Annotated in this window: 22 protein-coding genes; 16 read left to right on the top strand and 6 right to left on the bottom strand. The window is 71.9% G+C overall.

Features of this window, described 5'->3' with window-relative positions; genetic code table 11:
- The first annotated feature begins 106 nt into the window (after positions 1-106).
- The 5 genes from AB0C46_RS01135 (at position 107) to AB0C46_RS01115 (ending at position 5,082) form a co-directional block, all read left to right on the top strand.
- Complete coding sequence (locus AB0C46_RS01135; RefSeq protein ID WP_362824722.1) at positions 107-1,075, top strand: alpha/beta hydrolase; 969 nt, start codon at positions 107-109, stop codon at positions 1,073-1,075.
- Positions 1,068-2,228 (top strand): acyltransferase, encoded by a 1,161-nt coding sequence (locus AB0C46_RS01130; protein ID WP_362824720.1) that lies wholly within the window; start codon positions 1,068-1,070, stop codon positions 2,226-2,228. Before AB0C46_RS01135 ends, AB0C46_RS01130 begins: the two co-directional genes overlap by 8 nt.
- Before the next feature lie 10 nt (positions 2,229-2,238).
- Positions 2,239-3,597 carry a sensor histidine kinase gene (locus AB0C46_RS01125; protein ID WP_362824718.1) on the top strand — a complete coding sequence of 453 codons (1,359 nt, stop codon included), beginning with the start codon at positions 2,239-2,241 and terminating at the stop codon, positions 3,595-3,597.
- Positions 3,594-4,265, top strand: a complete 672-nt coding sequence (locus AB0C46_RS01120) for a response regulator transcription factor (protein ID WP_362824716.1) — start codon at positions 3,594-3,596, stop codon at positions 4,263-4,265. Before AB0C46_RS01125 ends, AB0C46_RS01120 begins: the two co-directional genes overlap by 4 nt.
- Before the next feature lie 229 nt (positions 4,266-4,494).
- A complete protein-coding gene (locus AB0C46_RS01115) occupies positions 4,495-5,082 on the top strand; it encodes a hypothetical protein (protein WP_362824715.1) in 588 nt (195 codons plus the stop codon).
- 263 nt (positions 5,083-5,345) lie between these two features.
- Here AB0C46_RS01115 and AB0C46_RS01110 read toward each other — a convergent pair whose 3' ends face one another.
- On the bottom strand, positions 5,346-6,056 hold the full coding sequence (locus AB0C46_RS01110; protein WP_362825149.1) for a TetR/AcrR family transcriptional regulator: 711 nt from the start codon (positions 6,054-6,056) through the stop codon (positions 5,346-5,348).
- Positions 6,057-6,258: 202 nt separating this feature from the next.
- Between AB0C46_RS01110 and AB0C46_RS01105 the strand changes: the two genes are divergently transcribed.
- Positions 6,259-7,215 carry an NAD-dependent epimerase/dehydratase family protein gene (locus tag AB0C46_RS01105; RefSeq protein ID WP_362824713.1) on the top strand — a complete coding sequence of 319 codons (957 nt, stop codon included), beginning with the start codon at positions 6,259-6,261 and terminating at the stop codon, positions 7,213-7,215.
- An 86-nt stretch (positions 7,216-7,301) separates the two neighbouring features.
- Here the strand turns inward: AB0C46_RS01105 and AB0C46_RS01100 are convergent, their stop codons facing one another.
- Complete coding sequence (locus tag AB0C46_RS01100) at positions 7,302-7,838, bottom strand: DUF4232 domain-containing protein (RefSeq protein ID WP_362824712.1); 537 nt, start codon at positions 7,836-7,838, stop codon at positions 7,302-7,304.
- Between the two features lie 468 nt (positions 7,839-8,306).
- On the opposite strand from AB0C46_RS01100, the gene AB0C46_RS01095 reads away from it, so the two are divergent.
- The 3 genes from AB0C46_RS01095 to AB0C46_RS01085 all read left to right on the top strand — a co-directional run bounded on the left by AB0C46_RS01095 (position 8,307) and on the right by AB0C46_RS01085 (position 12,225).
- On the top strand, positions 8,307-10,493 hold the full coding sequence (locus AB0C46_RS01095; RefSeq protein WP_362825147.1) for an FUSC family protein: 2,187 nt from the start codon (positions 8,307-8,309) through the stop codon (positions 10,491-10,493).
- A gap of 133 nt (positions 10,494-10,626) precedes the next feature.
- A complete protein-coding gene (locus AB0C46_RS01090; protein WP_362824710.1) occupies positions 10,627-10,956 on the top strand; it encodes a hypothetical protein in 330 nt (109 codons plus the stop codon).
- A gap of 51 nt (positions 10,957-11,007) precedes the next feature.
- Positions 11,008-12,225: a GDSL-type esterase/lipase family protein gene (locus tag AB0C46_RS01085; RefSeq protein WP_362824708.1), complete on the top strand. Its 1,218-nt coding sequence runs from the start codon at positions 11,008-11,010 to the stop codon at positions 12,223-12,225.
- 149 nt (positions 12,226-12,374) lie between these two features.
- On the opposite strand, the gene AB0C46_RS01080 is transcribed toward AB0C46_RS01085, so the two are convergent.
- A complete protein-coding gene (locus AB0C46_RS01080; protein WP_362824707.1) occupies positions 12,375-13,109 on the bottom strand; it encodes a ribonuclease H in 735 nt (244 codons plus the stop codon).
- 370 nt (positions 13,110-13,479) lie between these two features.
- On the bottom strand, positions 13,480-14,157 hold the full coding sequence (locus tag AB0C46_RS01075; protein WP_362824706.1) for an AIM24 family protein: 678 nt from the start codon (positions 14,155-14,157) through the stop codon (positions 13,480-13,482).
- Between the two features lie 322 nt (positions 14,158-14,479).
- Between AB0C46_RS01075 and AB0C46_RS01070 the strand changes: the two genes are divergently transcribed.
- Positions 14,480-15,952 carry a sugar transferase gene (locus tag AB0C46_RS01070; RefSeq protein WP_362824704.1) on the top strand — a complete coding sequence of 491 codons (1,473 nt, stop codon included), beginning with the start codon at positions 14,480-14,482 and terminating at the stop codon, positions 15,950-15,952.
- A gap of 70 nt (positions 15,953-16,022) precedes the next feature.
- Here the strand turns inward: AB0C46_RS01070 and AB0C46_RS01065 are convergent, their stop codons facing one another.
- Positions 16,023-16,967: a GDP-L-fucose synthase gene (locus AB0C46_RS01065; protein WP_362824703.1), complete on the bottom strand. Its 945-nt coding sequence runs from the start codon at positions 16,965-16,967 to the stop codon at positions 16,023-16,025.
- Positions 16,968-17,146: 179 nt separating this feature from the next.
- Here AB0C46_RS01065 and gmd point away from each other — a divergent pair, with 179 nt between their 5' ends.
- The 3 genes from gmd to AB0C46_RS01050 are packed head-to-tail and all read left to right on the top strand — an operon-like array spanning position 17,147 to position 19,814.
- On the top strand, positions 17,147-18,160 hold the full coding sequence (gmd, locus tag AB0C46_RS01060) for a GDP-mannose 4,6-dehydratase (RefSeq protein ID WP_362824701.1): 1,014 nt from the start codon (positions 17,147-17,149) through the stop codon (positions 18,158-18,160).
- Positions 18,157-18,693 (top strand): putative colanic acid biosynthesis acetyltransferase, encoded by a 537-nt coding sequence (locus AB0C46_RS01055; RefSeq protein WP_362824699.1) that lies wholly within the window; start codon positions 18,157-18,159, stop codon positions 18,691-18,693. The genes gmd and AB0C46_RS01055 overlap by 4 nt, the downstream gene beginning before the upstream one ends.
- The gene (locus tag AB0C46_RS01050; protein ID WP_362824698.1) at positions 18,690-19,814 is read left to right on the top strand and encodes a glycosyltransferase; all 1,125 of its coding nucleotides are present in this window, start codon (positions 18,690-18,692) and stop codon (positions 19,812-19,814) included. Before AB0C46_RS01055 ends, AB0C46_RS01050 begins: the two co-directional genes overlap by 4 nt.
- Positions 19,815-19,856: 42 nt before the next feature.
- Here AB0C46_RS01050 and AB0C46_RS01045 read toward each other — a convergent pair whose 3' ends face one another.
- Entirely contained in the window at positions 19,857-21,068 is a 1,212-nt protein-coding gene (locus AB0C46_RS01045; protein ID WP_362825145.1) for a glycosyltransferase, read from the bottom strand.
- Positions 21,069-21,254: 186 nt separating this feature from the next.
- On the opposite strand from AB0C46_RS01045, the gene AB0C46_RS01040 reads away from it, so the two are divergent.
- Genes AB0C46_RS01040 through AB0C46_RS01030 form a run of 3 tightly spaced genes read left to right on the top strand, consistent with a single transcriptional unit; the run spans position 21,255 to position 26,007 of the window.
- Entirely contained in the window at positions 21,255-22,760 is a 1,506-nt protein-coding gene (locus AB0C46_RS01040) for a hypothetical protein (protein WP_362824696.1), read from the top strand.
- Positions 22,757-24,439: a lipopolysaccharide biosynthesis protein gene (locus tag AB0C46_RS01035; protein ID WP_362824694.1), complete on the top strand. Its 1,683-nt coding sequence runs from the start codon at positions 22,757-22,759 to the stop codon at positions 24,437-24,439. The genes AB0C46_RS01040 and AB0C46_RS01035 overlap by 4 nt, the downstream gene beginning before the upstream one ends.
- On the top strand, positions 24,436-26,007 hold the full coding sequence (locus tag AB0C46_RS01030; protein WP_362824693.1) for an oligosaccharide flippase family protein: 1,572 nt from the start codon (positions 24,436-24,438) through the stop codon (positions 26,005-26,007). Before AB0C46_RS01035 ends, AB0C46_RS01030 begins: the two co-directional genes overlap by 4 nt.
- Positions 26,008-26,045 lie beyond the last annotated feature (38 nt).

Genomic DNA, 26,045 nt, shown 5'->3' with positions numbered 1-26,045 from the left:
GCTAGTTCGGAAGTACGCTCCCCGGCGGGACGTCGACCAAGCACTGCGCTCCATAACTTCGGTACCGGAAGCACGACCGGCTTCCGGTACGGAAGGACCATCCCACATGGCGTCCCGCCCGCGTGGCAGCCGTCCGCTGCGCACTCTGCTCGCCGCTCTCGTCGTCACCTCGGTGGTGGTGCCCGTCTCGGGCGCGGCCCGCCCCGCGGCCGTCCCGGCACCTGTGCCGAGGGCCCTCGCCCCGCTGCGGGCCGCCGGCCCCGGCGCGCTCGCCGAGCGGTACGCCGTCAACCGCGAGGGCATCCGCGCCGCGGAACGGATGGCCGAGGGCCACGGTGACCGGGCCCGGGCCGAGGCACTGCGCGGCATGGCCGGCCCGGCGCGGCAGTTCCTGTCCTTCGACGGCCGCGACGGAGGCCGCACCGCCGAGGTCTTCGGCGACCTGGCACGGGCCGAGCGGATCGCCGTCCTGGTGCCGGGCTCGGACACCAGCCTCGACAGGTACGGACGCCTCCGGTCCGGTGCCACGGCGCTCCAGCGGGAGTTGGGCGGCCGGTCCGCCGTCATCGCCTGGCTCGGGTACGAGACGCCGGGCACGGTGAGCCCCGGAGTGCTCACCCCCGCCCGCGCGGCGGAGGCCGCTCCCGGACTCCGCGCCTTCGCCGGCGCCGTGACGGCGCTCCGTCCCGCTGCCCGGATCTCCGTGCTCTGCCATTCCTACGCAGCTGTGGTCTGCGGCCGGGCCGCGCGGGGGCTGGATGTCGCGGACCTCGTGCTGTTCGGCAGCCCCGGCGCGGGTGCCGACAGTGTCTCCGCGCTGCACACCCGGGCGACCGTATGGGCCGGCCGGGGTGACGACGACTGGATCGCCAATGTGCCGCACGGGCAGCTTCAACTCCCCTTCGGCACCGTCGGGTTGGGAGCCGATCCGGTCACGCCCGGGTTCGGTGCCCGGATCTTCGCGGCGGGCCCCGGAGGCCACAGCGACTATCTCAAGCCCGGTTCCGTGTCCCTGCGGAATCTCGCCCGGATCGTCTCCGGTCAGGCCCCTGCCGAGGAGAGACGAGATGCGTGAGCTCATCCGGCGGATCGCCGCCGCCACGACGGGCGACCGCGACCGCGGTGTCGACGCACTGCGCGCGCTCGCCATTCTCGGGGTGATGCTCGGGCACTGGCTGGTCACCGCCCTGGTCGCCGACAGCGGCACGGTGCGCGTCGTCAGCCCCCTCCACCAGCTGCCACAACTCACCCCGGCCTCCTGGCTCTTCCAGACCCTGGCGGTCTTCTTTCTGGTGGGCGGCCAGATGGCGGCGAAGAGCTGGGCCGACACCCAGGCCCGGGGCGGAACGTACCGCCGGTGGCTCGGCGCCCGGACGGCCCGGCTGTTCCGGCCGGTGGTGGCCGTGCTGGTGGTCTGGAGCGTGGTGGCGGGCGCGCTGCTCGTCGCCGAGGCGGGTCTGCAGACGGTCCGGACACTGGGCAGACTGGCGCTGTCCCCGCTCTGGTTCCTGCTGGTCTTCGCCGTACTGACGGCGGCGACTCCGCTGGTCGCCCGGCTGCATCCGCTGTGGCCGCTCGCCGTCGTCCTGCACATCGACCTGATCCGGTTCGGCCTGGGCGGGCCGGCCTGGCTCGGCTGGACCAATGTGGCGGCCGGCTGGCTGGTTCCGTACTGCCTGGGCACGGCCTGGGCCCGGGGCGGGCTGCGGAGCCGGGCGACCGGCCGGGTGCTGCTGCTCGGCGGCGCCGCCACCACCGCCGGACTCGTCCTGTGGGCGGGCTACCCGGCCGCCATGGTCGGGGTGCCCGGCGCCGGCATATCCAATCTCAACCCGCCCACCCTCGCCGCCGTCACCTTCGGTCTGGCCCAGTGCGGGGCGGCCCTGCTGTTCCTCGGCCCACTGCGGCGGCTACTCCAACGCCCCGCATTCTGGGCGGTGGTGGCGCTGATGAACCGGTCGGCGATGACGCTCTTCCTGTGGCACCAGACCGCGATGATGGCGGTCACCGCGGTCGGTCTGCTCACCGGCGGCTTCCTGCCCGGACTGCACACCCTTCCCGACGGTGCCGGCTGGATCCTCGCCCGGCTGGCCTGGCTGCCGGTCTTCGCACTGGCGCTGCTGGTGTGCTGGGCTGCGTTCCGCACCTACGAGCAAGGCCGGCGCGGCGGCACCAAGGTGGTATGTGAGGGGCGTCCCGCCGGGGCCAGGGCGGTGCGGCGTGTTTAGGATGCACCGTGTGAGCCAGGGGGGTTGGAAACGTGGGGGGCCACGGCTGTGGGCGGCCGTGCAGACGCTTCCGCGTACCCTGCGCGAGGATCTGTGGACGGTGGCGCGCGATCCACTGCCCCGGCTGCGCTGGCTGGGCCGGCTGCCGCATGCGCATGTGGTGTTGGCCGCGGTGCTCATGGGCTGGCTCAACGCGGACCGGTACAAGGTGGATTTCGGGCCGTCCGCGGGGACAGCCGTATGGGTGCTCACGGTGCTCCAATCTGGCGCCGCCGTCCTCGCGCTGTCCCGCCCGGTGCCGGCCTGGTGGCTGTCGACGATCGCGCTCTTCCTGGTCAGGAACGCCGACGAAGTCAAAATCAGCCAGGACGCCCTGTGGGCCTGGAGCATCCCCGGGATCGCCCTGCACGCCCTGGTGCTGTTCCTTCTCGCGCTGCGGGTCCGGCCCCGCATCGCGGCCGAGGCGCTGGGGCTCTCGCTGCTCGCGGGGGCGGCCGCCCTGGTCTTCGCGGCGCCGGTCCAGGCCCGGAACCACCTGCCGAGTTCGGCCCCCCTGCTCCTCGCGGCCTCCGACGGGGATCTCACCCAGGACGCCCTGACCTTCTCGATCGCGGTGGTACTGGGCGCCGCGCTGCGCGGCCGCCGGGTGGCCCGTACCCAGCTCGTCGAGCAGGAGGTGCTCACCGCCGAGGAGCGGGCCCGGCGCACCCTGCTGGAGGAGCGCAACCGGATCGCCCGCGAGCTGCACGACGTGGTCGCCCACCACATGTCGGTGATATCGATCCAGGCGCAGGTCGCACCGCATCTGGTCAAGGAGCCCACCGACGAGCTGAAGGAGAACCTCGCGGGCATCCGGAGGAACGCCGTCGAGGCGCTGACCGAACTCCGGCGGGTCCTGGGCGTGCTGCGCTCGGAGGACGCCCTGGCGGACGGCGTACGGCACACCCCGCAGCCCACTCTCGGCCGGCTGGACGAGCTGGTCGGCACGGTGCGCGGAGCCGGGCTCGCGGTCACCACCGAGATCTCCGGTGAGCCGCGCCCGCTGTCGCCGGGAGTCGAGCTGTCGGCGTTCCGTATCGTCCAGGAAGCGCTCAGCAACGCGATCCGGCATGCGCCGGGCGCGGAGGTGCGGGTGGCCATCGGGTACCGGCCCGGCGGTCTCAGCATCCGGGTCACCAACTCCGCGCCGGACGGGCCCGCCCCGCCCTCGCAGGGCGCCGGCCACGGCTTGCTGGGCATGCATGAGCGCGCCACCATGCTCGGCGGCGAACTCGCCACCGGCCCCACCCCCGACGGCGGTTACGAAGTGACCGCGATCCTGCCCGCCCAGGCCGCGAAGCCTGCCGACCCCGGTGAGCCTGCCCCATGACGACCATCCGCGTGCTGATCGCCGACGACCAGGTGATGGTCCGTCAGGGCTTCACGGTGTTGCTCAACGCCGAACCCGGGATCGAGGTCGTCGGCCAGGCCGTCGACGGCCTCGACGCGCTCGCCCAGGTCGCCGAACTCGCCCCGGACGTCGTCCTGATGGACGTCCGGATGCCGCGGCTCGGCGGTATCGAGGCGACGCGCCGTCTCACCGAGTCGTCCGGTACCACCGTCAAGGTCCTCGTCCTGACCACGTTCGACCTCGATGAGTATGTGTACGAGGCACTGCGCGCGGGCGCCTCCGGTTTCCTGCTGAAGGATGCCTCGGCGGACGAACTCGCCCATGCGGTGCGGGTGGTGGCGGCCGGGGAGGCGCTGCTCGCCCCGAATCTCACCAAGCGCCTGATCGCCGAGTTCTCCCGGGTCACCAGCTCGCCCCGCGTCCCGCTCAAGGACCGCGTCGGCGACCTGACGGAGCGGGAGACCGAGGTCCTGTCCCTGATCGCACAGGGTCTGACGAACGGTGAGATCGCGGAGCGGCTGGTGCTCGCGGAGCAGACCGTGAAGAGCCATGTGGGCCGGATCCTGGGCAAGTTGGGCCTGCGCGACCGGACCCAGGCCGCCGTCTTCGCGTACGAGACGGGGCTGATCCGCCCGACCGGCTATTGAACGGGCCGGACCGGCCGATGCGCCGCGGCCGGACAGCGGACCGGCCGATGCGATGAGCGGCCTCCCTCCGGCATCGGCCCCGGGTACTCCTTCCCACTCCGCCATGGGGCGGAGGGGCCCCCCTGTGGAGCGATGCCCGGCGGCGCGGCGGACGGGACCGTGGTGATCAGCAGGGAATCGACGCCCTGCCGCACCGATCCGGTGCCGACCTGATCCGCAGGAGGACGCCATGCCCCGAATTCGCCGCCCGTTCGTCGTGGCCGCCACCGCCCTGGCCGTATGCACGGCGACCGCGCTGACCCTGGGCACGACCGGGCCGGCCGCGGCGGCCGGGACCGGGACCACGGCTGCCCGCCACACTCCGGCCGAACCGGCACTGACGGGCTCCGCCAAGCTCGCGCGACAGCCCGGCGACAACGTCCACTTCCGCTTCGCCGCCCATGGCTTCGCCGACCGGGCGCGCGGCACGTTCTACGCCAGCCACCACATCGGCAAGGACTGGGGCGGGTACTTCAAGGGCCGGATCGACTGCCTGCTGACCGGCGGCCCGGTGGCCGTCGCCACCGGCATCGTGACCGAGATGCGCTTCAAGAACGCACCGGGCCTGCCGAAGGTCGGGGACCTCCGGGGCAAGCGGTTCGGCTTCACCGTCCTGGACAGCGGCAAGAAGGACCGGCTGGGCTACAGCTGGGCGGTGGACGGCCTGCCGAAGAACAGCGTCGGCAAGTGCCTGGGCTCGGCCCCGATCGAGACCCTGGAGAAGGGTGACTTCAAGGTCGACCACTGGATGCCGCCGCGCAATCCCGCCCAGCACTAATCCACTGCCGCGGACCGGCCCGGGTGCGTGTGCCGACCCGGGTGCGTGGGCCGACCCGGGTGCCGCGGGCCGACCCGGGTGCCGTGTGCCGACCCGGGTGCCGTGTGCCGACCCGGGTGCCGTGTGCCGACGCGCGCGGCGCCCGGCGGTCGTGCCCGCCGGGCCCCGCGCCCCGCCCCGGCGTGGCCTGCGGTGACAGCTGGGCGGTGACGGCTGGGCAGTTATGGCTGGGCGGTGACGGCTGGGCAGTTATAGCTGGGCGGTTACAGCTGGAAGGAGTCGGCCAAGATGCCGATCTGCGCGGCGAGCAGGGTCTGCGCCCGGTGTCCCATCCCGGCGTACTGACCGGACACCTCCAGGCCGACCGTGCCGTGCAGCTGCGACCAGGCCAGCACCGTGCCGGCGAGGGCGGTCCCCGCCGCGTCGTCGTCCGGAGCCAGCCCGGTGTGCTGCGCCAGCCAGCCGGCGACGCCCTCCTCCTTGCGTACCCACGCGGCCATCTCCTCGACGACCGGCCGCAGCGGCTCGGCAGGGACGCCGGCGGCGAACACCGTCAGGAACGGGCCCAGGACGGCCCGCGCACGCAGCAGTGTGTCGGGCGGAGCCGCGTATCCGGGCAACGGGGCTCCCTGGATCAGCAGATAGCGGTGCGGCTGGGCGACGGCCCAGTCCCGGTAGGCGTCGGCGAGGGCGTGCAGGGCGACGCGCGCACCGACCGAAGGCGCGGCGTCAACCCGCCTGATGGCTTGCGCCGCGTCGTCGTAGGCGTCCCTGATCAGCTCGCTCAGCAGGTCGTCCCGGCCGGCGAAGTAGCGGTAGAGGGCGGGGCCGGACAGCCCCATGTCCTTGGCGATCCGGGTCAGCGCGACGGCCTGGACGCCGCCCTCGGCGAGCTGCTGCAGCGCGGCCGCCTTGATCTCCGCGCGGTTCTGCTCGCGGTAGCGCGCCCGGGGACTGAGCACCTCGGCGGCCATGTTCTCCTCCTGCGTTCGCGACGGCATGAAGCAAGCGTGAATGGTCATTGCCGATTCTAGCCAACACATCGATTGCGATGCAGCATCACAAGAGTTATGGTCTCTAACAGAAGCGAGAGAGTGAAGCATCAGACCGCTCGCAGACCACCCTCGTTTCGTCCCCTCGGCCCCTCGGCCATCGGCCCGGAGAGAAGGAACCGCCATGTCCGCTGCATCAGAACCGCTCCATGTCGTACTGGGCGCCGGCCCGGCAGGCACCGCGCTCGCCGATGAGCTCGTGCGCCGTGGTCACGCCGTACGGCTGGTCAGCCGCTCGGCGCCGGAAAGCGCCGTCGAGGGCGTCCAGCGGTTCGCGGCCGATGTGAGCACGCCCGACGGGGCGCTGACCGCCATCGAGGGCGCCGCCGTCGTCTACCACTGTGTGAACGTCGCCTATCACCGTCAGGTCGAGGTGCTGCCGCAGGTCCAGCGCGCGGTGCTGGCCGCCGTCGAGGCCACGGGGGCACGGCTGGTCGTCCTGGACACGCTGTATCCGTACGGCCGGACGCAAGGCGAGGTGATGCGGGAGGACACCCCGTGGCGGGCGACGAGCCGCAAGGGGCGGATGCGGGCGCAGCTGGACGAGCACTATCTCGCCGCCCACCGTGCGGGGCGCGCCCGTGTCGTCCTGGGCCGGTCGGCCGACTTCGTCGGTCCCGGAGTGCTCAACTCGACGCTCGGCGGAGCAGTCTTCCCGGCCGCGCTGGGCGGCGGTGAGGTCCTCGGGCTGGGCGATATCGACCTGCCGCACAGCTACACGGACATCCGGGATGTGGCGGCCGGACTCGCCACGCTCGGCGCAGACCCCGAAGGCGACGGCCGGGTCTGGCACCTGCCCACCGCGCCCGCCGTCACCACCCGCGAGATCCACGCGATGATCGAGGAGCTGGTGGGCCGCCCGGTGCAGCGGGTGGTCCTCACCGAACCGCGCCCGTTCGGGCCGTTCGACGCGGCCTTCATGGACGAGTACGCGGAGATGTTCTACCAGCACACCGAGCCGCAGATCCTCGACTCCACAGCCTTCGAGCGGGCCTTCGGAGTCCGTCCGACGCCTCTGGACGCGACCCTTGATGCCACCGTCGAGTGGTACCGCGCACTGCTGACCGCCCCCCGGAGCTGATCCGGCACCCGCCCGGCGGCCGAGGCCGGCGTGCAGAAGCCGAGGGCCGACGCGCCATGCGCCGGCCCTCGGTGTACCGGCAACGGTCAGGAAGCGCTGGGGAGCTTCGCCGACCAGGCGGTCACCGACAGCTCGGCACCGTCGACCGCCTTGTCGAACGCCACGACACTGTGCGCGTTGCCGCCCGTCGGGGCGACCTGCAGGTACTTGGCCTGCGCGGACGACGGACCGGCGTGCGTCCAGACCAGGTCCGCGTAGGCGCTCTTGCCCGGCTTCAGGGTGACCTGGTGCACGCCCGGGTCCTGGGCGAAGTAGGTGTCACCGTGGTGCGCCGTGGTCTTCAGGGCCGTGTGACCGGCGCCCTCCAGCGCCAGCCCCGGGTACCCGCTTATCGCACACGTACTGTCGCCGGTGTTGGTCACCTGCAGATAGGTGCCCTCGTGATTCATTCCGGCCTGGCTCGAACCCGCGTCGGTGGTCGTGACCTTGAGCGTCCCCGGTTGGCACGCATCGGCCGCGGCCGCGCCGGATCCTGCCGCGGAGGCCATCCCGGCGCTCGCACCCGTGACCAGCGCGACGGCGGCGGCGACAGTGGCGGCGGTACGCAGACCACGCATCGTCATCAGTCATCAACTCCCTCTTCTCCGGCACCCGGAGAACCTCGGTGGAACGCCCGCCGGACCCCGCCCGGCTCCGTCCGCACCCCGCGAAGAAGCCGGGAACGAAGGAGCCGGGCCCCGGGTCCGGTCGGTGCGTTCTCGTTCGTTTGCGCACCACCCACCCTGGGAGCCCTCACTGGTGATCGGCTAACACCTCACTAACGCCGGGAACACCCGGAATGAGCGGAATATGACGTGTGTGTGGAATGTGACGGGTGTGTGGAATGTAGGGAGTTGAGGAGGGAGCAGAGGGGGCTGCGGGGGAGCCGGGACGGTGCGGCGGAAGCCGGTCCGAGCAGGCGTGCGATGCTGGGGCACTCCGGATCATGGCAAAAATGGGGAGTGTACGGCAGCGTGCTGGCAGCGATACGGCGGACTGGGACGCACAGCTGGGACCGCTTCGCGGCATCCGACCCAGGGCTACTGCGGCTGATGGCAGGGCTGCGCACGGTCGGGGCCATCGTGCTCACCCTCGTCGTCCTGGCGGTGCTGCACACCGACGTCACGCTGATGGTCGCGGGCGCCATGACAGCCATGGTGTCCACCTTCGCGATCAAGGAGAAGGAGGTGCGCGGCCAGGCGGTCACACTCGCCCTGGGCCTGCCCGTCGCACTCGCCGCGATGTCGCTGGGGGCGCTGCTGCACACCCTGGTCATCGCCGGCGATCTGTTCTTCGTCCTGCTGATCTTCGGCGCCGTCTACTGCCGGCGGTTCGGTGACCGCGGCACCGCGCTGGGCCTGATCGGATTTCAGGTCTACTTCGTCTCGCTGTTCGTGCACGCCACCGGCCCTGGTCTGCCCGAGCTGTATCTGACCCTGGGCATCGCCTTCGTGTGCAGCGCGGTCGTCCGGTTCGCCGTCGTCCCGGAAACCCCCACCCGCACCTTGCGACGGCTGCGCGAGGCCTTCCGGGCACGCCTCGCCCAGCTGCTGGCGACCCAGATGGAGCTCCTGGACGCCGGACCCGATGACCTCGACAAGGTGCTGGACGACCTGCGGCGGCACACCGCCCGGCTGCACGAAGCGGCGCTGATGATCCAGGGGCACCTGGAGGAGGGCACACGGGACGCGGCCACGGCGGGGCTGGTGCAACGCCGCGTCGCGGACGCCGAGATCGCCGCCGAACGGCTGGGGATGCTGATCCTCAACGCCCGCAGTGCCGAGCGCGCGGACACCATCACCATGCATCTGCCGCACGCCCCCGTGCCGGCCACGGCGGCCCGGGTGGGAACCGAGGACGACGCGCTCGTCACCCTGCACCGGGATCTGACCGCGCTGCTGCTGCTGGTCGCCCGGCACGCGCCCGACGACCGCGGCACCGCACTGGCCCAGGTACGCAACCGGCTGCTCGGCTACCGGGAGGAGGACGACCTGCCGCGCGCCTCGGCCGCCGTACAGGACGTCTTCCGTGGGCTCGGCGAGACCGCCCGCGCGGTCCTGGGCCTGCGGCTGGCACTGGACGGGCCGCAGGACGAGTCGGACGACTCCCCGGCCACCACACGTTCGCGAGAGGAGTTCGACGCCGAGGATCTCTCGATCGCCGGGGCCGACGAGACCGAGGATCCGGAGGAGGACCGCACCGGGCTCGCACGGCCCACCACCCGGGCCGCGTTCCAGGTCGCGGTGGGCTCGACCCTGGCCATCATCGGCGGTGAGTTCCTGTCCAGCCAGCGCTGGTACTGGGCGGTGCTGACCTGCTGGGTGGTCTTCCTCAACACCGCGTCCACGGGCGAGATCCTGGTGAAGGGCTATCGCCGTCTGGTGGGCACGGTCCTGGGCGTGGTCGCCGGTGTCGCGCTGGCCGGGCTGGTCGGGAACCACACCTGGGCCGCGTTCGCCCTGGTGCTGCTCTGCATCTTCGGGATGTGGTTCACCGCACCGTTGTCGTACGCGCTGATGTCCTTCTTCGTCACCACGATGCTCGGGCTGCTCTACACACTGCTCAACACCTACAGCCTCTCCGTGCTGGTGCTGCGCATCGAGGAGACGGCGCTGGGCGCCGCCTGCGGGATCATCGCCGCCGTACTGGTGCTGCCGGTGCACACCGACCGCCGTACGGACGAGCTGCTGGGCACCGTGCTGGTCCGGCTGCGGGACGTGGTGTCCGCCGCGGTGGAGCAGCTCAGCGGCGGGCCCGCCGTCGATCTGCTGGGCAAGGCGCGCGATCTGGACACCGCGCTGGACGATCTGCGTGCCTCCACCGGGCCGTTGACGCACCCGATCACCCCGCTGCGCGGCCGGCGGCGGACCGTCCGCTATCTGGTGGCGCTCCTGGAGACCTGCGCCTATCACGCCCGTTCCTTGGCGGCGACGGCGGAACTTGTGCCGTACAGCAAGACCATCGCGGCCGACCCGCGCCTTGCGCGCGCCGGCCGGCGCATCGGCCAGAACATCGATCTCATCGTCGCCCGGGTGCTGGAGGAGACCACCGAGGGCGAGGTCGACTCCGGATTCAGCATCGCCGCGATGCTGGAGGCGGCCGGCTCGGGGGCGCTCCAGTCGGGCACGGTCACCTTCCGCGTGCTGCGGCATCTCCAGCGTCTCGACGAGGGAGTGGTGGGTCTCGCCCGCCCGCTCGATCTGCCGGTGGCCGGGCCCAAGGGGGGCAACGCCGGCTGAGCGGGGGCCGGTCGGTGGGCGGTGGGCTCCCCCGGGCAGTCCGGCCGGACGAGCGGGAACATCGGCGGCCGCCCTTCGGGGGACACCGGAACGATCTCGATCTTGGTGCCCGCCACCCGCGCACAGGTACCGCATGGCTGGAGACGAACAGATACCGTCCGGCCCGGTCCCCCAGCGCGTCCATCGCCTGCCCGACGTGCCGTGGCACATAGCCGCTGACATCCACGACCGCGTCCCAACTGCCCTCGCGCAGCGCCGCGTAGTCGCCGGTGTCCCGGTCACCGATGAGCCGGGGCAGCCCGGGGAACAGCTCCCTCCCGGTCCTCCCCCGGCCGAACAAGGTCACTTCGGCGCCGGTGCGCAGGGCATCATCCACGATGGCGCGGCCCACGAACGACGTCCCGCCCAGTACCAGAAGCCGCATGCCTCGACGCTGGCCACGATGACGTCGCGGCGGGGGTGAGGGGCCGGAAAATGATGTGCGGATCAGGTATCCGGTTGGCAGGCTGGGATCATGAGCTCTCAGCCTGCCCCCCGCTCCGCCACCACGCCCCGGGTATCCGACTGGATCACCACGCCCGTTACCGCGGATCTTCTGCGCGGCGCGCTCGACGTGGAGCACACCGAGCAGGGGGTGCTGCCGCACCGGCTGCCCGCCCGGGCCCGCGCGCAGTGCGCCGACGCACTGCTGGCCATGGCGGAGGCCCAGCCGTCGGGCGTACGGCTGGTGTTCCGCACCCGGGCCACCGCCATCGAGCTGGATGCACTGCGCACCAAGAATGCCTATCGGGGCGCCCCGCCGCGCCCCGATGGCGTGTACGACCTGTTCGTCGACGGGCAGCTCACCGGGCAGGCAAGTGTGACCGGCGGCAACGTCGCGATGGTGGACCTGACCACCGGGACCGCGGAAACCCGCCCCGGCCCACCCGGCACCGCCCGGTTCACCGGGCTCCCCGACCGCGTCAAGGACGTCGAGATCTGGCTGCCGTACAACGAGATCACCCGGCTGATCGCGCTGCGCACCGATGCCCCCGTCGAGCCCCTCCCGGAGAGCGGCCGCAAGAAGTGGCTGCACCACGGCAGCTCGTTCAGCCACGGCTCCGACGCCGCGAGCCCCAGCACCACCTGGCCCGCGCTGGCTGCCTCCCTCGGCGGCGTGGAACTCACCAACCTGGGCCTGAGCGGCAGCGCCCTGCTCGACCCGTTCACCGCCCGCGCCCTGCGGGACACCCCCGCGGACCTGATCAGCGTCAAGATCGGCATCAATCTGGTCAACTCCGACCTGATGCGGCTGCGCGCCTTCGTTCCGGCGGTCCACGGTTTCCTCGACACCATCCGCGAGGGCCATCCCACCACTCCGCTGCTGGTCGTCTCGCCGCTCCTGTGCCCCATCCACGAGGACACCCCGGGCCCCAGCGCCCCGGACTTCAGCAGCCTCAGCGAGGGGAAGCTCCAGTTCAAGGCCGCGGGCGACCCCGCGGAACGGGCCGCCGGGAAGCTGACGCTCAACGTCATCCGGGACGAACTGGCCCGCCTCGTGAAGCAGCGGGCAGCCGACGACCCGCACCTTTACTATCTCGATGGCCGTGCCCTCTACGGCGAGGCGGACTTCGCCGAACTTCCGCTGCCCGACCAGATCCACCCGGACGCCGCCACCCACCGCCGCATCGGCGAACGCTTCGCCGCCCTGGCCTTCGGCACCGACGGCCCGTTCGCCGCCGCGCGTGCCTAGGGCCTGTCCGGCCCTGATCCGCCGGACAGGCCCTGGGGAGCGACACCCCTAGGCGCCCCGGGGAAACGCCGAGAGGTGCCGTCAAGTGTCTGCGGCCGCTTCGTGGCCGGTCGCGCGGTTCCCTGCGCCCCTTCGGGGATCATGTCGGCTCAGGGCGTGTCGTCGCCCGCTCCGGAGCGGCATGCGGGATGGCCCCAGCCCTCCGGGTTCTTGGTGATGGGCTCGCCCGCCGCGTAGGAGCGCCCGCAGCGGCAGCGACCGGGGAATTTGGCGTTGAGGGTTCGCGTCGGCTTCCCCGAGGTGCGCCGCTGCGGTGCGGAGGCCTTCTTCGCCGCCGGGCCGGAGGCGCTTCGACGGGTGCCGGCGGGCCGCACGGCTTGGGCGGCGGGCGGCGGCTGCGGGGAGCCGAGGGCGCTGCCGGCGGCTTCCTGGACGATCGCCGCCTGGCTCGCCGCCCGGTCGGCGAAGTCGTTGAGCGGGTCGCCGTCCACCTGGTGCGCGGGGACGTACCGGAACTCCACGGAGCGGCCCGTGAGCAGCGCGTCGATGCTGACGACCAGTTCCTGATTGGCGACCGGCTTGCCCGCGGCCGTCTTCCACCCCTTGCGCTTCCAGCCGGGCAGCCAGGTGGTGACGGCCTTCATCGCGTACTGGGAGTCCATCCGGATCTCCATCGGGACGGCCGGATCGGTGGCTGTCAGCAGGCGTTCCAGCGCCGTGAGTTCCGCGACGTTGTTCGTCGCGGTGCCCAGCGGGCCGGCCTCCCACCGGACGACGGTTCCCGCATCGTCGGCGATGACCCAGGCCCAGCCGGCGGGCCCGGGGTTTCCTTTCGAGGCGCCGTCACAGGCGGCGATCACGCGTTCAGCCATGGGCGCGATCATGCCAGGCAGCGGCGCGGCGCGCGAAGCCGCCTCCGCGGGCTCGCGGCGGGACCGCTCGGCGCGGGCGGTTCCTGCGTGCGCCTCAGCGGTGGGCTCCTGGGCTGGAACGGGACGGTCCGGGCCCAGGCCGAGAAGTGCGCCGCCGCTCACGGCCGGGCGGTCAGCGCCCGGGACGCGTTCCTGCGCGCGGCGGGCTGCTTCGGTACGGCTTGGTGACCATCGACGGATGCGCCGATCAATCCCGAGGGGCGGCTGGGTGAGCTCTTCACGGAGCACCGCGACTGCTTCGACCGCTTCGACCGCTTCGCGGCGGCCTGACCGGCTGGGCGTGCGCCCGGCCTCCGGCCCGCCGGCGCGGGGCCGATCCGGATCAGTTGCCGGATTCCTTCTCCGGGCGGAGTTCACTGGGCCGTACGATCACGAATCCCTCGCCGTCGAGGCGGAGTTGGACGGCCTCGCCGGAGCCGCCGCGGAGCATCGAACCGAGGCTCTGCGAACGCTGCAGTGAAGTCTGCAGACCGCTGCTCCAGCCGACCACGGCGTCGGTGTCGACAAAGACCGGGGACTGCGGAGACACGGGTATGACGATGGGGTTGCCCTCACACATCACGCCCAGCTTGCCCTGGCCGCTGAAGACGGAGTTGAAGAGCCCGCCGCCGGCCATACCGGCGCCCTTGACGACCTTGATCTCGTAGGAGAGGGACGGGTCGAAGCACAGCACGTTCCGGCCGTTGACGGTGATGCCGTCGCCGGTGGCGAGGTCGATGATGAAGCAGTTGGCGGCTTCGTGCGCGAACCACACCTCGCCGCGGCCCCGTACGGCCATCAGCGCCAGCCCCTCGCCGGTGACCGCGCGCTTGAGGAATTTGCCGATGCCCTGCCCCTGCTTCTCGAACTGCAGATCACCGCGGTAAGCGATCATCGCGCCCTGCCGGGCATAACACTCGCCGTCCAGCGCGTACTTGAGCGATTTGGCATTCTGCTGCGTCATTCCTGGCGCCGTGGCCGGTACGGCCATGTGGTCTTTGGCGAAAAGGTCACTGTTCATGCCCGGCATGCTATCCGGGGCATGCCGGGCGCATCGGAAACGTGGAGCGGCGGGTAGGGGAAGGCCGCGGGCCCGCGCCGCGCCGACACCCGGGGGCCACCTCCGGGCGTCGGCCGAAACCGGATCACGAGCTCGTTCGCTTGTAAACAATGGGTCACAAGAACACTCAAAATAGGTAAACCACAGCAGTCGGGCGCAGCGTGCTCTAGCGTCACGTCCAACACGGGGGCGGCTGTGTGGCCGGGGGGCTCCAGCCGCGCCGGAAGTGAAGGGGACGACCAAGTGGGGGGCCATGGGGTTGTTCGAAGCTGCCGGAGCAAGGGTGATCGATTCACCTGCCGGGACAGCCAAGTTGGACCGCGTACCGGAACGCGGCGAGAAGAGCAGGCACAAGTCGATGGAACGGCGGCTGCGGCAGCTGGCGTTGGCCGTGGACACCGGGGGTGCCGTGCTGCCCGTGTGGCTGCTCTGTGCCGTGACACAGCAGCCACGGCCGCTGCTCACCGCGGCGCTGGCCGGCGCCTCATGGCTGGCCGTCGGCGCATCGAAGAATCGTTACAGCCGGGAGGAGCTGGCCGGTGACGATGCCGCGATGCCGGTCTTACGGGACTGGCTGACCATGCTGGGCGTGCTGGCCGTCGTCTGCGTCACGGCGCGGGTCGAGGTCTCGCTCAAGATCTGTGTGCTGGCACTGCTGCCGTGCCTGGCCCTGAGCGTGGCCCGGCGCAAGCTCGTGCACCGGTATCTGCTGGCCATCAGGCGTCGCGCGCAGGCGCTGCGGCGGGTGCTGATCGTCGGGGAGGCAGGCGCCGTCGATGTGGTGCTCGCGGAGCTGGCACACCGCACCGATCACGAATATGTCGTCGTCGGCAGCTGTCTCGTCGGCGAGGAAACCACCGATTCGGCAGTGCCCGTCCCTGCCCGGCTCGCCGCCGACGGGAACGCCTCCGAAGCGGCTCCGGACGGCGAGACCGTCCTCAGGTGCGCCGCCGAACTCGACGCCGATCTCGTCTTCGTGGCGCCGGGCCGTCAGCTGTCCGCGGCGCGGGTGCGGCGGCTCGCCTGGGCACTGCACGACGGAGGCCGGAATCTGGCCATACTTCCGGGGCTGATCGATGTGTCACAGCATCGGGTCCGGCTCGCGAAGGCGGCGGGTCTGACGGTGATGCACATAGACCCGGCGGCGCGGCAGGGGATGCCGGGACTGCTGAAACAGGTCACGGACCGGCTGGGAGCGCTGCTGCTGCTGGTGCTGCTCTCCCCCGTGTTCGCCCTGGTGGCGGCGGCAATAAGGCTCTCCTCCACCGGGCCGGTGTTCTACTGGCAGATACGGATCGGCCAGGATCTGATGCCGTTCCGGATGTGGAAGTTCCGCACGATGGTCGCCACCGCCGACCGGATGCGGGTCGCGCTGGAGACGGCGAACGAGCACGACGGCGCGATGTTCAAGATCCGGCGGGACCCGCGGGTGACACCGGTGGGCCGGCTGCTGCGCCGCTTCTCGCTGGACGAACTCCCCCAGCTGTTCAACGTCCTGGCCGGCCATATGTCCCTGGTCGGCCCGCGGCCTCCGCTGCCCGAAGAGGTGGAGCAGTACGACGGAACCGAGCTCCGCCGGCTGTCCGTCAAGCCGGGGCTGACCGGTCTGTGGCAGGTCAGCGGGCGGTCCGATCTCACCTGGGACGAGACCGTCGCACTGGATCTGAGCTATGTGGACAACTGGTCCTACACCCGCGACATCGGTGTGCTGGTCCGTACCGTGCGTGCCGTCGTGGACGGACGCGGTGCGTACTAGCGCACTCCGGTGTGCGTCCGGCGCCTCGCCGAGGGGCGGGCGCCGGGCGCACAGCTCGGGTCGAGGGTCCTCACACCGTGGCCGGCTCCGCCCGCCATGCCTGGTAGGTCCGGGCGATGCCCTCGGCGAGCGGGATGGTGGGCGACCAGCCCAGGGCACGCATCCGGCTGATGTCGAGCAGCTTGCGCGGGGTGCCGTCGGGGCGCGACGGGTCGAAGGAGATCCGGCCCTCGTAGCCCACCGCGGAGGCGACACAGGAGGCCAGGTCGGCGATGGTCAGGTCGGTCCCGCAGCCGACGTTGACCGTGTCGTCGCCGTCATAGCGGCGCAGCAGCACCTCGCAGGCGGCGGCCAGATCGTCGACGTGCAGGAACTCGCGCAGCGGTGTGCCGGTGCCCCAGAGGGTGAGCTCCGGCAGCCCCTGTTCCTTCGCCTCGTGGAACCGGCGGATGAGCGCGGGCAGGACGTGCGAGGTCTCCAGGTCGAAATTGTCGCCGGGCCCGTAGAGGTTCGTCGGCATGGCGGAGATGAAGGAGGCACCGTATTGCCGGCGGTAGGAGCGGACCTGGACGAGGCCGGCGATCTTGGCGATCGCATAGGCCTCGTTGGTGGGCTCCAACGGGCCGCTCAGCAGGGCGTCTTCGGTGATGGGCTGCGCGGCGTGCTTGGGGTAGATGCAGCTCGATCCGAGGAACAGCAGTCGGCGCACCCCGGCCTGGTGCGCACCTGCGATGACGCTGAGCTGGATGCTCAGATTGTCCTCCAGGAACTGCACGGGGTAGGTGCTGTTGGCCATGATTCCGCCGACTTTGGCGGCCGCCAGGACGACGGCGTCGGGCCGTGCCGCGCGCAGATATGCCGCGGTGGCCCCGGCATCCCGCAGGTCGAGTTCCGCGCGGGGACGGGTCAGCACGTCATAGCCCCGGGCGGACAGCCGCCGGGCGACAGCGGATCCCACCAGGCCCCGGTGTCCGGCGACAAAGACGCGAGCGGGTGTGGGCAGCAAGTCATCCATGGGGCGGATTGTGTCAGTCAACCCGATACGCCCACCGGCTATTTCAGGAAATATCTGCCGCTCATCGCTCTCGACCAGCGGCGACGGAGCGGGTAGCGTCCACGCCCCGCGGTCCGCCGGCGCGTGGGTAATCCATCAAGTTCGATCACGACGCACATCACTTCTCGTGGGGGGAAGCCATGCCGAAAACCGCGGTCATCACCGGAATCACCGGTCAGGACGGGTCATATCTCGCCGAATTGCTGCTGAGTAAGGGCTATGAGGTGCACGGGCTGATGAGACGCTCGTCGAGCTTCAACACCGAGCGCATCGACCACATTTACCAGGACCCGCACACCCCCGACCGGCGGCTGCTGCTCCACCATGTGGATCTGTCGGACGGCGTGGCCCTGGTGAATCTGCTGCGCGATGTGCAGCCCGACGAGGTCTACAACCTCGGGGCCCAGTCCCATGTCCGGGTCTCCTTCGACGCCCCGCTGTACACCGGCGATGTGACCGGGCTGGGCGCCGTTCGGCTGCTGGAGGCCATCCGCGCCAGCGGGGTGCAGACCCGGCTCTACCAGGCCTCGTCCTCGGAGATGTTCGGCGCCACCCCGCCGCCGCAGAACGAGGCGACGCCCTTCCACCCGCGCAGTCCGTACGGCTGCGCCAAGGTCATGGCGTACTGGTCCACGGTCAACTACCGCGAGGCGTACGGCCTGTTCGGGGTCAACGGCATTCTCTTCAACCACGAGAGCCCGCGGCGCGGCGAAACCTTCGTCACCCGCAAGATCACCCGCGCGGTGGCCCGCATACAGGCGGGCCTGCAGGAACACCTCTACCTCGGCAACCTCGACGCCGTCCGCGACTGGGGTTACGCCCCGGAGTACGTGGAGGCCATGTGGCGGATGCTCCAGCGTGACGAGCCCGACGACTATGTGGTGGCGACCGGGGTGGCCGCGACCGTACGGGACTTCCTGCAGGCCGCCTTCGACGCGGTGGGGCTGGACTGGGAGCGCAGTGTGCGCTTCGACCCGAAGTACGAGCGGCCCTCCGAGGTGGACGCGCTCATCGGCGACGCGTCGAAGGCGAAGAGCCTGCTGGACTGGTCGGCGAAGGTGCAGTTCGACGAACTCGCCCGGATCATGGTGGAGTCGGACATACGGCAGCTGGCGGACGAACTCTCCGGTCACCGGGTGCGGGTGGACCGATGACGGCCACCACCACCGACCGCCGGCTGCGCGGCTTCACCGGCGCCGGCTACGACAAGGGCCGGGGGCTGCTGACCCAGGTCGCCTGGTTCGTCGTGCTCAACGTCCTGTTCATGAAGTGGTGGTTCCCGCCGCGGCTGCGGCCCCCGCTGCTGCGCGCATTCGGCGCCCGGGTCGGCGAGCGGGTGCTCATCCGGCACCGGGTACGGGTGCAGTGGCCGTGGAAGCTGACGGTCGGCGATGACGTCTGGGTGGGTGAGGACTCCTGGCTGATCAACCTGGAGCCGATCAGCATCGCCCATGACGTCTGTGTGTCCCAGGGTGCCGTGCTGTGCACCGGAAGCCATCAACGCCGTTCGCCCACCTTCGAGTTCGACAATGCGCCGATCCGTCTGGAGCCCGGGTCATGGGTGGCCGCCCGCGCCATGGTGCTGCGCGGTGTCACCGTCGGCGCGGATGCGGTGGTCGGGGCCGGTGCGGTCGCCCACCGTGATGTGCCGCCGGGGGCCGTGCACACCACCGGGGGTGCCGTATGAGGATCACCCATGTCGTGACGCTGGTCAGCGACGACGGGGCCTACGGCGGTCCGGTGAGCGTGGCCACCGGGCAGCTGGGCGAACTGGCGTCGCGGGGCCACGAGGTGGAGCTGGTCTCGCTGTGGCGGGGCCGGAGCGCACCCCCGCGGTCCGTGGACGGGGTACCGCTGCACGCCCGGACCGCCCGCACGCTGGTGCCGGGGCAAGGCTTCCTCGGCCTGTTCCACCCGGGGCTGCTGCCCGCGCTCTGGCGGCGGCTGGGCCGGGCCGACGCCGTGCATCTGCACGCCGGGCGGGACCTGGTGTCCCTGGCCGCGCTCGCGGTGGCCGTGGTCCGCCGCCGACCCTTCCTCGTGCAGACCCATGGCATGGTCCAGCCCCGCGGCTCGGCCGTGGCCCGGCTCTTCGACCGGGTCTATCTGCCGCTGCTGCGCCGGGCGGCCGCGGCGCTGGTGCTCACCGACGAGGAAGAGGCCGGGCTGCGGCAGGTACTGGGCCCGCGCGGACCGCGGCTGGTCCGGCTCCCCAACGGGGTCCGCGCCCGCCCGGCCGACGCGGAGCGGAGCAGTACGGATGTGCTCTTCCTCGCCCGTCTGCAGAGCCGCAAACGCCCTGAGGCCTTTGTGCGGATGGCGGCCCTGGTGCACCGCAAACGGCCCGAGGTGACCTTCACCCTGCACGGTTCGGACGAGGGACGGCTGGCGGAGGTCCGGCGGCTGATCGCCGGGGAGGGGCTCGGCGATGTGGTGACGTACGGCGGAGCCCTCGCTCACGACGCCGCGGTGCGGCGGACGGCGCAGGCCACCGTGTATGTGCTGCCCAGCGTCGACGAGCCGTTCCCGATGAGTGTGCTGGAGTCCCTGGCGGTGGGCACCCCGGTGGTCTGCACCGACAGCTGCGGGATCGCCGGTGCGCTCCGGCAGCGGGAGGCCGCTCTGGTGACCGACGGTTCGCCGGAGCAGCTGGCGGATGCGGTGCTGCGGCTCCTGGAGGACCGCCCGCTGCGGGAGCGGGTGAGCCGGGCCGGCCATACGGCCGTCGACGCGGAGTTCTCGCTCGCGGCCGTGGCCGACCGGCTGGAGGAGTGGTACGGGTCCCTCGCCCGGCCCGGCGCCGGATGACCGGGGCGGCGGGGGCCACCGCCCCCGCCGCCTGCGGCTCTGCTACCGGCCGGCTGCCCGGGCGATCCGCAGCAGCTCCGTGATCCGCTCCAGACCGGCCCGGCTGCTCAGCCGCTGCTCGACGTACTGCGGGCCCCGGGCTCCCAGCCGGGCCGCCCGGCCGGGATCGTCGGCGAGCGCACGGACCTCCGCCAGCAGCGCCTTCGGGTCCTCCGGTGCGAGCACCGTCCCCGCGCCCGAGCGCAGGACCTCCTGGGCGGTGCCCCCTTCGGCGGCCACCGAGGCGATCACCGGCCGGCCCGTCATGAAGTACGAGGTCAGCTTGGACGGCAGGCTCATGTCCAGCACGGAGGCCTTCTGGGTCACCGCGAGCACATCGGCAGCGGCGAGCACCTCGGGGAAGTCCTCGGCGTCGGCGGGCGGCAGGAAGGACAGTGCGGGGACGTCGGCGGCGAGCCGTTGCAGATGCGCGCGCTGGTTGCCGTCCCCCATGAGCACGAACCGCACGGGCGCGGCTTCCTGACCGGCGAGCCGCGCGGCCTCGACCAGTACCTCCAGCCCCTGTTTGAGGCCCATGTTGCCGGCGTGCAGCACCACGGTGTCCCCGTCGGACCAGCCCAGTCGCGCCCGGGTGCGGTCCCGGTCGCCGGTCGGGCCCTGCACATGCGTCCAGTTGGGCACCACATGCACCCGTGCGCGCGGCACGCCCATCGCCGTGACCCGGTCCACGAACGACTCGTGCACCACCCCGACGACGGACGCCTGACGCAGCACCCGCGCCTCCACCGCCGCGGCCAGGGCGGCGGCCCGGCCCCCGCCCTGGATGCCGCTCTGCTCGGCGGCGGCCCCCATCAGGTCCTGGACGACCACGACATGCGGCACCCCGGCCTGTCGCGCCAGGCGCCCGCCCAGCACTCCCCCGGCCAGGCTGGGCATCTGGGTGAGCACCACGTCGGGGCGGATGCGCGGTGGTGCCACGGCGCCGTGGGCCAGGATGGTCGCCTCGAACAGCGCCCGGCGCAGGGCGGTCTGGTGCGGCGGAACGGTGTGCCGCCGGCGGTGCACCGTCACCCCGCCGCGGCGCTCCCGGACGCGCCACCGGCCGCGGTAGCCGTCCGCCACCCGCCAGGCGGGATAGTGCGGCATGCCCGCGAGGACATGGGTGTCGGCGCCGGCTGCGGCCAGGTGCTCGGCGATCTGTGTCGAGTACGGCCCTATGCCGGTGTGTTCGGGCGCGTAGTTGGTCGAGACCACGAGCACGCACCGGCCCGCGAACGAGTCTTCCACGAATGGCCCCCCTCTGGATGTGCGGTCATCGTAGGAGCCCGCCGGGGCCCGCGGGCTGTGAATTGCGTTGCGATTGTGTCCCGAAGGCGACCTTGTTTTCCCGATGTCCCTTAGATTGTGGTCGCTGGTGGGGAGTTGGGGGGAGGTGGGCCGATGCTGCACGGGAATCGTCCGGGCACCGCGGTGCCGGTGCGCGGTGTCGCCGCACTGTGCTGCTGGGCGCTGCTGCTGGTGGTGCTGCTTCCGGTGCTGATCCTGCAGTCGCTCGACGCCCGCTTCGGTGCCGCGCTCGCCGTGCAGTGCGTGGTGGTGGTGCACACGGGTGCGGCGCTGGCCCGGGTGCTGACGGACGTCCGGGCGCGGCTGATCGCCTTCGGCTTCTGGCTCTTCTCCTATGTGTGGCTGGGACTTGCGCCGTTGGCGATGCTCGCGACGGACGCGTATCCCCGGGGCTTCGTCGTCGACGCGAACACCGCGTTCCTGACAACGGCCGTGGTGGAGACGGGACTTCTCGCCTACAGCGCGGGATCGGCGGTGGCGTCCTGGCGGTCGGCGCGCACCTCCACGGTCCTCGAACCGCTCCTGGCCCGGCGGCTGTCGGCGGGGCGGGTGCTGCTGCTGTGCGGTCTGGCGCTGCTGCTGGCGGTCGCGCTGATCCCGGGGCAGGGCGGGCTGTCGGCGTTCTTCCTCAGCCGGCAGGCCGCCAACGAGGCGGCGGCGCAGGCGGCACCGGCCGCGTCCGCAGACCGGGCGATGGCCGCCTGGGCCCTTTCGGTGCCGGCCTTCTGGGCGCTGGTGGGGCTGCTGCACGTACCGCGGTTCACCACCGGGGACCGGACCCTGCGCGGGTTACGGTGGCTGCTGCTCCCGCTGCTGATCGCGGTGAACGTGGTGGTGAACAACCCCATCAGCCAGCCGCGTTTCTGGGCAGGAACGGTCCTGCTGGCGCTGGTCTTCAGCGCCTCCTGGCTGCGCGGACCACGGGCCTTCCGGATGGGCGCGGCGGCGGTGGCGGCCGTGGTACTGGTGGTCTTTCCGTACAGCGACTACTTCCGCTATGACAAGCGGGAACCCGTCCATGTCGTCTCGCTCGCCGAGCAGTTCACGTCCAACGGTGACTATGACGCGTTCCAGCAGATCGAGACGGGCGTGGACTACGTCCGGACGCATGGCTTCACCCCGACGGCCGCGCTGGGCCCCCCGCTGTTCTTTGTGCCGCGTGCCGTCTGGTCCGGCAAGCCCGATGACGCGGGCATCCTGCTGGCCCGGCACGCCGGATACACCTTCGAGAACCTCTCCGCGCCGTTGTGGATCGAGTCGTACATGTGGGCCGGCTTCCCGTCGGTCATCGCCGTCTTCGGCCTGATCGGCGCGGTGGGACGGCGCATCGACGGCCTCCGGCACCGGCTGCGGCGGCGCCCCGGGACGCTCGCGGCGCTGCTGGTGCCGGCCTTCGGCTTCTACCAACTGGTGCTGCTGCGCGGCAGTTTGATGGCCATCGTGGGCCCGCTCGCGCTACTGGTCTGCATCCCGCTGCTGATCACCCGTAAACCGGGACGGCGGACCCTTCCGCCGTCCGCCGAGGACCCCGCGTGCGCCTCGACGTCCCCCGCGCACCGCGCCGCCTTGCCTCTACCCACAGGAGGAGCACGTACGTGAGCGTCTTCGACGAGCCCGCGGAGGAGCCGGACCAGATCCGGGACCAGCTGCGCCAGCTCTTCCGGTATCGCGCCCTGGTCGTACTGGGGCTGGTGCTGGGCATGCTCGGCGGTGGCGCCGTGTCCCTGCTCGGCGGTTCGACCTATACGGCGACCGGCGAGGTCGTGGTGCATGCGATCAGTACGGCGCCCTTCGAGGCCGGCGGGGTCTCGGTGGACAAGCAGATCAGCATGGGCACCGAGCGGCAGATCGCACAGAGCGCGTCGGTGGCGGCCGGCGCGGCCAGGGCCCTCAAGCTGGACACGGATCCGGCGACGCTCCAGCGCGATCTGCGGGTGAGCAACCCGCCCGAGACCCAGACCCTGATGTTCGAGTACAGCGCGGACTCCGCGGACCGGGCGGCGGCGCTCGTCAACGCCTTTGTGCAGGCGTATCTCACATACCGGCAGGACGCCGCGACTCAGCGGATCGACAAGACGGTCGGCAAGCTGAACGCCGAACTCAAGCCTCTTGAGGAACAGCGCAAGGTGCTGGACCGGCGGATCGCGGGCGGGAGCGGCGGGTCGGGGCGGGCCACCGATGAGTCCGAGCGCAGCAATCTGGTGTCGGAGATAGCGGATCTGCAGGGGCGGATCTCCAGCCTGAAGTCCCTCGACACGACGCCCGGCGACATCGTCCGCAAGGGCGATCCGCCGGCCTTCCCGTCCAGTCCCGGCCTCGTCGTACTGCTGCTCGCCGGGGCCGTGGTCGGTCTGGTGCTGGGCATCCTGGCGGCCTGGGTCCGCTCGGTGCTGGAGCCGCGGGTCCGGTCGGTGGCGGATGTGCAGGACAACCTGCGGGCACCGGTGCTCGGCATACTGCCGCGCCGGCAGGGCGGTACGGCGCTGCTGGAGGTCGGGCGGTCCGGCCGCGGCAACCGGGCGGAGGCCTACCGGACGATCGCCTTCCGGCTGGTGCACGACCAGCGCTTCGCGGGATGTGGCAGCCTGCTGGTCGTCTCCCCCCGGGAGAACGCGGAGGCCGTCTCGGTCGCGGTCAACCTGGCCGGTGCGTTCGCCGAGATCGGCAACGACATCCTGCTGGTCGAGGCCGATCTGCGCGCTCCGCAGCTCGCCCAGCGGCTCCCGCTGCACCCCGGTCACGGCCGTCCGGTGCCGGGCAGCTGGGCGGACGGCGAACGGCTCGCCGTGGACGCGGGCGTGGACGGGCGCTTCGATCTGCTGCCCGGCCGGGAGGTGCCCAACCCGGCGCGTGCGCTGTCCTCACCGCAGTTCGCGCGGCTGCTGAACACACCGTCGGGCCCGAACGAGAATGTCGTGGTCGTCACCGGCCCGCTGCTGTCGCATGCGGACGGGCTGGCCGTCGCCAAGCAGGCGGCCGGGGTCGTGGTGGTCTGTGATCTCCACGAGGTCCGCCGGGACGATCTGGACCGGGTGTGGGAGCTGATCACCGGCGCCGGCGGGCACATCCTGGGGGCAGTCCTGGACAAGGGCAGCCGCGGGACGTCACTGCGCCGGCTGACGGACGGCGGACCGACGCACCGCAAGCGCGGCCGCGGCCGTCCGCGGGCCGCCGCGGTGGCACCGCCGCCACGGCCGGGCCCGCCGCCGCCCCGCATCGGCCCGGCACCGCAGGACGGCACGTCCACCGACGCCGACACCACCGCGCTGCGCAGGTGACGGCCATCGGTCCGGCGGGCGCGGGCGGCCGGCCCGCGCCACCGGCGCCGGGAGGGACCGCGGCCGGCGGACGCGGGGTCGGCACGACCGCCCGCGGCAGTCTGTTCGGCCTGGCGGGCTCGGCCGCCAACGCGCTGTTCGGGTTCGTCCTCGTCGCCGTCATCACCCACGGCCTCGGGGCCCGCGGGGCCGGCGCGGTCTTCACCGGCGTCGCGGCCTTCACCATCCTGAGCAATGCGCTGAAGCTGGGCGCCGATACCGCGCTGGTCCGCTTCGTCTCCCGGGACCTGGAGCTCAGCGGCGGCGCCGGCGTACCGGGACTGCTGCGGATCTCGGTCCTGCCGACGCTGCTGGCGAGCGCCGCGGGCGCGGCGGTGCTGCTGTGTTCCCCCGGGCTGGCCGGCCTGCTGCTGCCCGAGCTGGATCCGGGCCAAGCCGCCGCGCTGATACGGCTGTTCGCGGTGTTTCTGCCGGTGACGACGGTGGCGCTGGTGCTGCTCGGGGCCACCCGGGGGTATGGCTCGGTGGTGCCCTTCGTGGGCGTGGAGCAGATCGGCAAGCCGGCCGTGCGCGTACTGCTCGCGGTGCCGCTGGCCCTGTTCGCACCGAGTGTGGCCGGGCTCTCCGCGGCCTGGCTGGCACCCGGGGTGCTGGGTGCGGTGGCCGCCTTCGTCTCGTTGCGCCGGTCCCGCCGTGCGCATCCGGGTACCGGTCAACCGCCGCCGCAGACGCGGGAGTTCTGGGCCTTCGCCGGACCGCGGGCGGTCTCGTCCGTCTTCGACATCGCCGCGGCATGGATCGGCGTGATTCTGCTGTCGGTGCTGGGCACCGGCACCGACGCCGGCATCTACACGGCGATCGGGCGGCTGGTCACCGCGGGGTCGCTGCTCCAGCTGGCGATCAGGCTGGCGGTGGCGCCGCAGATCAGCCGGCTGCTGGCGGGCGGTGACACCCACGGGGCCCGTCATCTGCACGGGTTGTCGACGCGCTGGATCGCGCTCTTCTCCTGGCCCGTGTTCCTGGTCCTCGCGGCCTTCCCACGGACCGTGCTGTCGCTCTTCGGGCCCGGCTTCGACGAGGGCGCGGCGGGGTTGGTGGTGCTGGCGGCGGCCTGTCTGGTCAATGTCGGCGTCGGCAATGCGCAGACGGTCATCCTCATGGCCGGGCGGAGCGTCTGGAATCTGGTGGTTGCCGGCACCGCGTTCGCGGTCCAACTCGGCAGCGGAGTATGGCTGGTGCCGCGGTACGGGGTGCTGGGGGCGGCGGTTTCCTGGGGCCTGGCGGTCGTGGTGGACAACGGCGCGTCCGCGCTGCTGGCCCGCTACCGCCTGGGATTTCGCACCGTCGACCGGGGCTATCGGTACGCCGCGGTGCTCGGCACCGTGACGGTGGCGCTCCCGGTGTTCGCTCTGCGGACGCTTTTCGGGGACAGCGTTCCCGGCGCCCTTTTGGGAATTGTTTTAGCCATTGGGGCTTTCGGCGCGGCCGTCTGGCGCTATCGTTTGCCGCTGGGGGTAGGGGAGTTCTTCGGGGCGCTGCGCAAGCGTGGTTCGGGAAACTCACCGTGAACACCGGCCCATTTCCGCACAGAACTCGTCGCGTTCCC

Source organism: Streptomyces sp. NPDC048637 (assembly GCF_040650675.1).
GTDB lineage: Bacteria > Actinomycetota > Actinomycetes > Streptomycetales > Streptomycetaceae > Streptomyces.
This window is presented reverse-complemented; position numbering and strand designations above follow the sequence as displayed.

Excerpts from the sequence above, each read along its gene's own strand:
- AB0C46_RS01040 (WP_362824696.1), top strand. The coding sequence starts at position 21,255 with ATGCTGCACGGGAATCGTCCGGGCACCGCGGTGCCGGTGCGCGGTGTC.
- AB0C46_RS01105 (WP_362824713.1), top strand. The coding sequence starts at position 6,259 with ATGTCCGCTGCATCAGAACCGCTCCATGTCGTACTGGGCGCCGGCCCG.
- AB0C46_RS01110 (WP_362825149.1), bottom strand. The coding sequence starts at position 6,056 with ATGGCCGCCGAGGTGCTCAGTCCCCGGGCGCGCTACCGCGAGCAGAAC.
- AB0C46_RS01050 (WP_362824698.1), top strand. The coding sequence starts at position 18,690 with ATGAGGATCACCCATGTCGTGACGCTGGTCAGCGACGACGGGGCCTAC.
- AB0C46_RS01130 (WP_362824720.1), top strand. The coding sequence starts at position 1,068 with ATGCGTGAGCTCATCCGGCGGATCGCCGCCGCCACGACGGGCGACCGC.
- AB0C46_RS01075 (WP_362824706.1), bottom strand. The coding sequence starts at position 14,157 with ATGAACAGTGACCTTTTCGCCAAAGACCACATGGCCGTACCGGCCACG.
- AB0C46_RS01085 (WP_362824708.1), top strand. The coding sequence starts at position 11,008 with ATGAGCTCTCAGCCTGCCCCCCGCTCCGCCACCACGCCCCGGGTATCC.
- AB0C46_RS01055 (WP_362824699.1), top strand. The coding sequence starts at position 18,157 with ATGACGGCCACCACCACCGACCGCCGGCTGCGCGGCTTCACCGGCGCC.
- AB0C46_RS01065 (WP_362824703.1), bottom strand. The coding sequence starts at position 16,967 with ATGGATGACTTGCTGCCCACACCCGCTCGCGTCTTTGTCGCCGGACAC.
- AB0C46_RS01095 (WP_362825147.1), top strand. The coding sequence starts at position 8,307 with ATGGCAGGGCTGCGCACGGTCGGGGCCATCGTGCTCACCCTCGTCGTC.
- AB0C46_RS01090 (WP_362824710.1), top strand. The coding sequence starts at position 10,627 with ATGGCTGGAGACGAACAGATACCGTCCGGCCCGGTCCCCCAGCGCGTC.
- AB0C46_RS01120 (WP_362824716.1), top strand. The coding sequence starts at position 3,594 with ATGACGACCATCCGCGTGCTGATCGCCGACGACCAGGTGATGGTCCGT.
- AB0C46_RS01100 (WP_362824712.1), bottom strand. The coding sequence starts at position 7,838 with ATGACGATGCGTGGTCTGCGTACCGCCGCCACTGTCGCCGCCGCCGTC.
- AB0C46_RS01115 (WP_362824715.1), top strand. The coding sequence starts at position 4,495 with ATGCCCCGAATTCGCCGCCCGTTCGTCGTGGCCGCCACCGCCCTGGCC.
- gmd (WP_362824701.1), top strand. The coding sequence starts at position 17,147 with ATGCCGAAAACCGCGGTCATCACCGGAATCACCGGTCAGGACGGGTCA.
- AB0C46_RS01080 (WP_362824707.1), bottom strand. The coding sequence starts at position 13,109 with ATGATCGCGCCCATGGCTGAACGCGTGATCGCCGCCTGTGACGGCGCC.
- AB0C46_RS01135 (WP_362824722.1), top strand. The coding sequence starts at position 107 with ATGGCGTCCCGCCCGCGTGGCAGCCGTCCGCTGCGCACTCTGCTCGCC.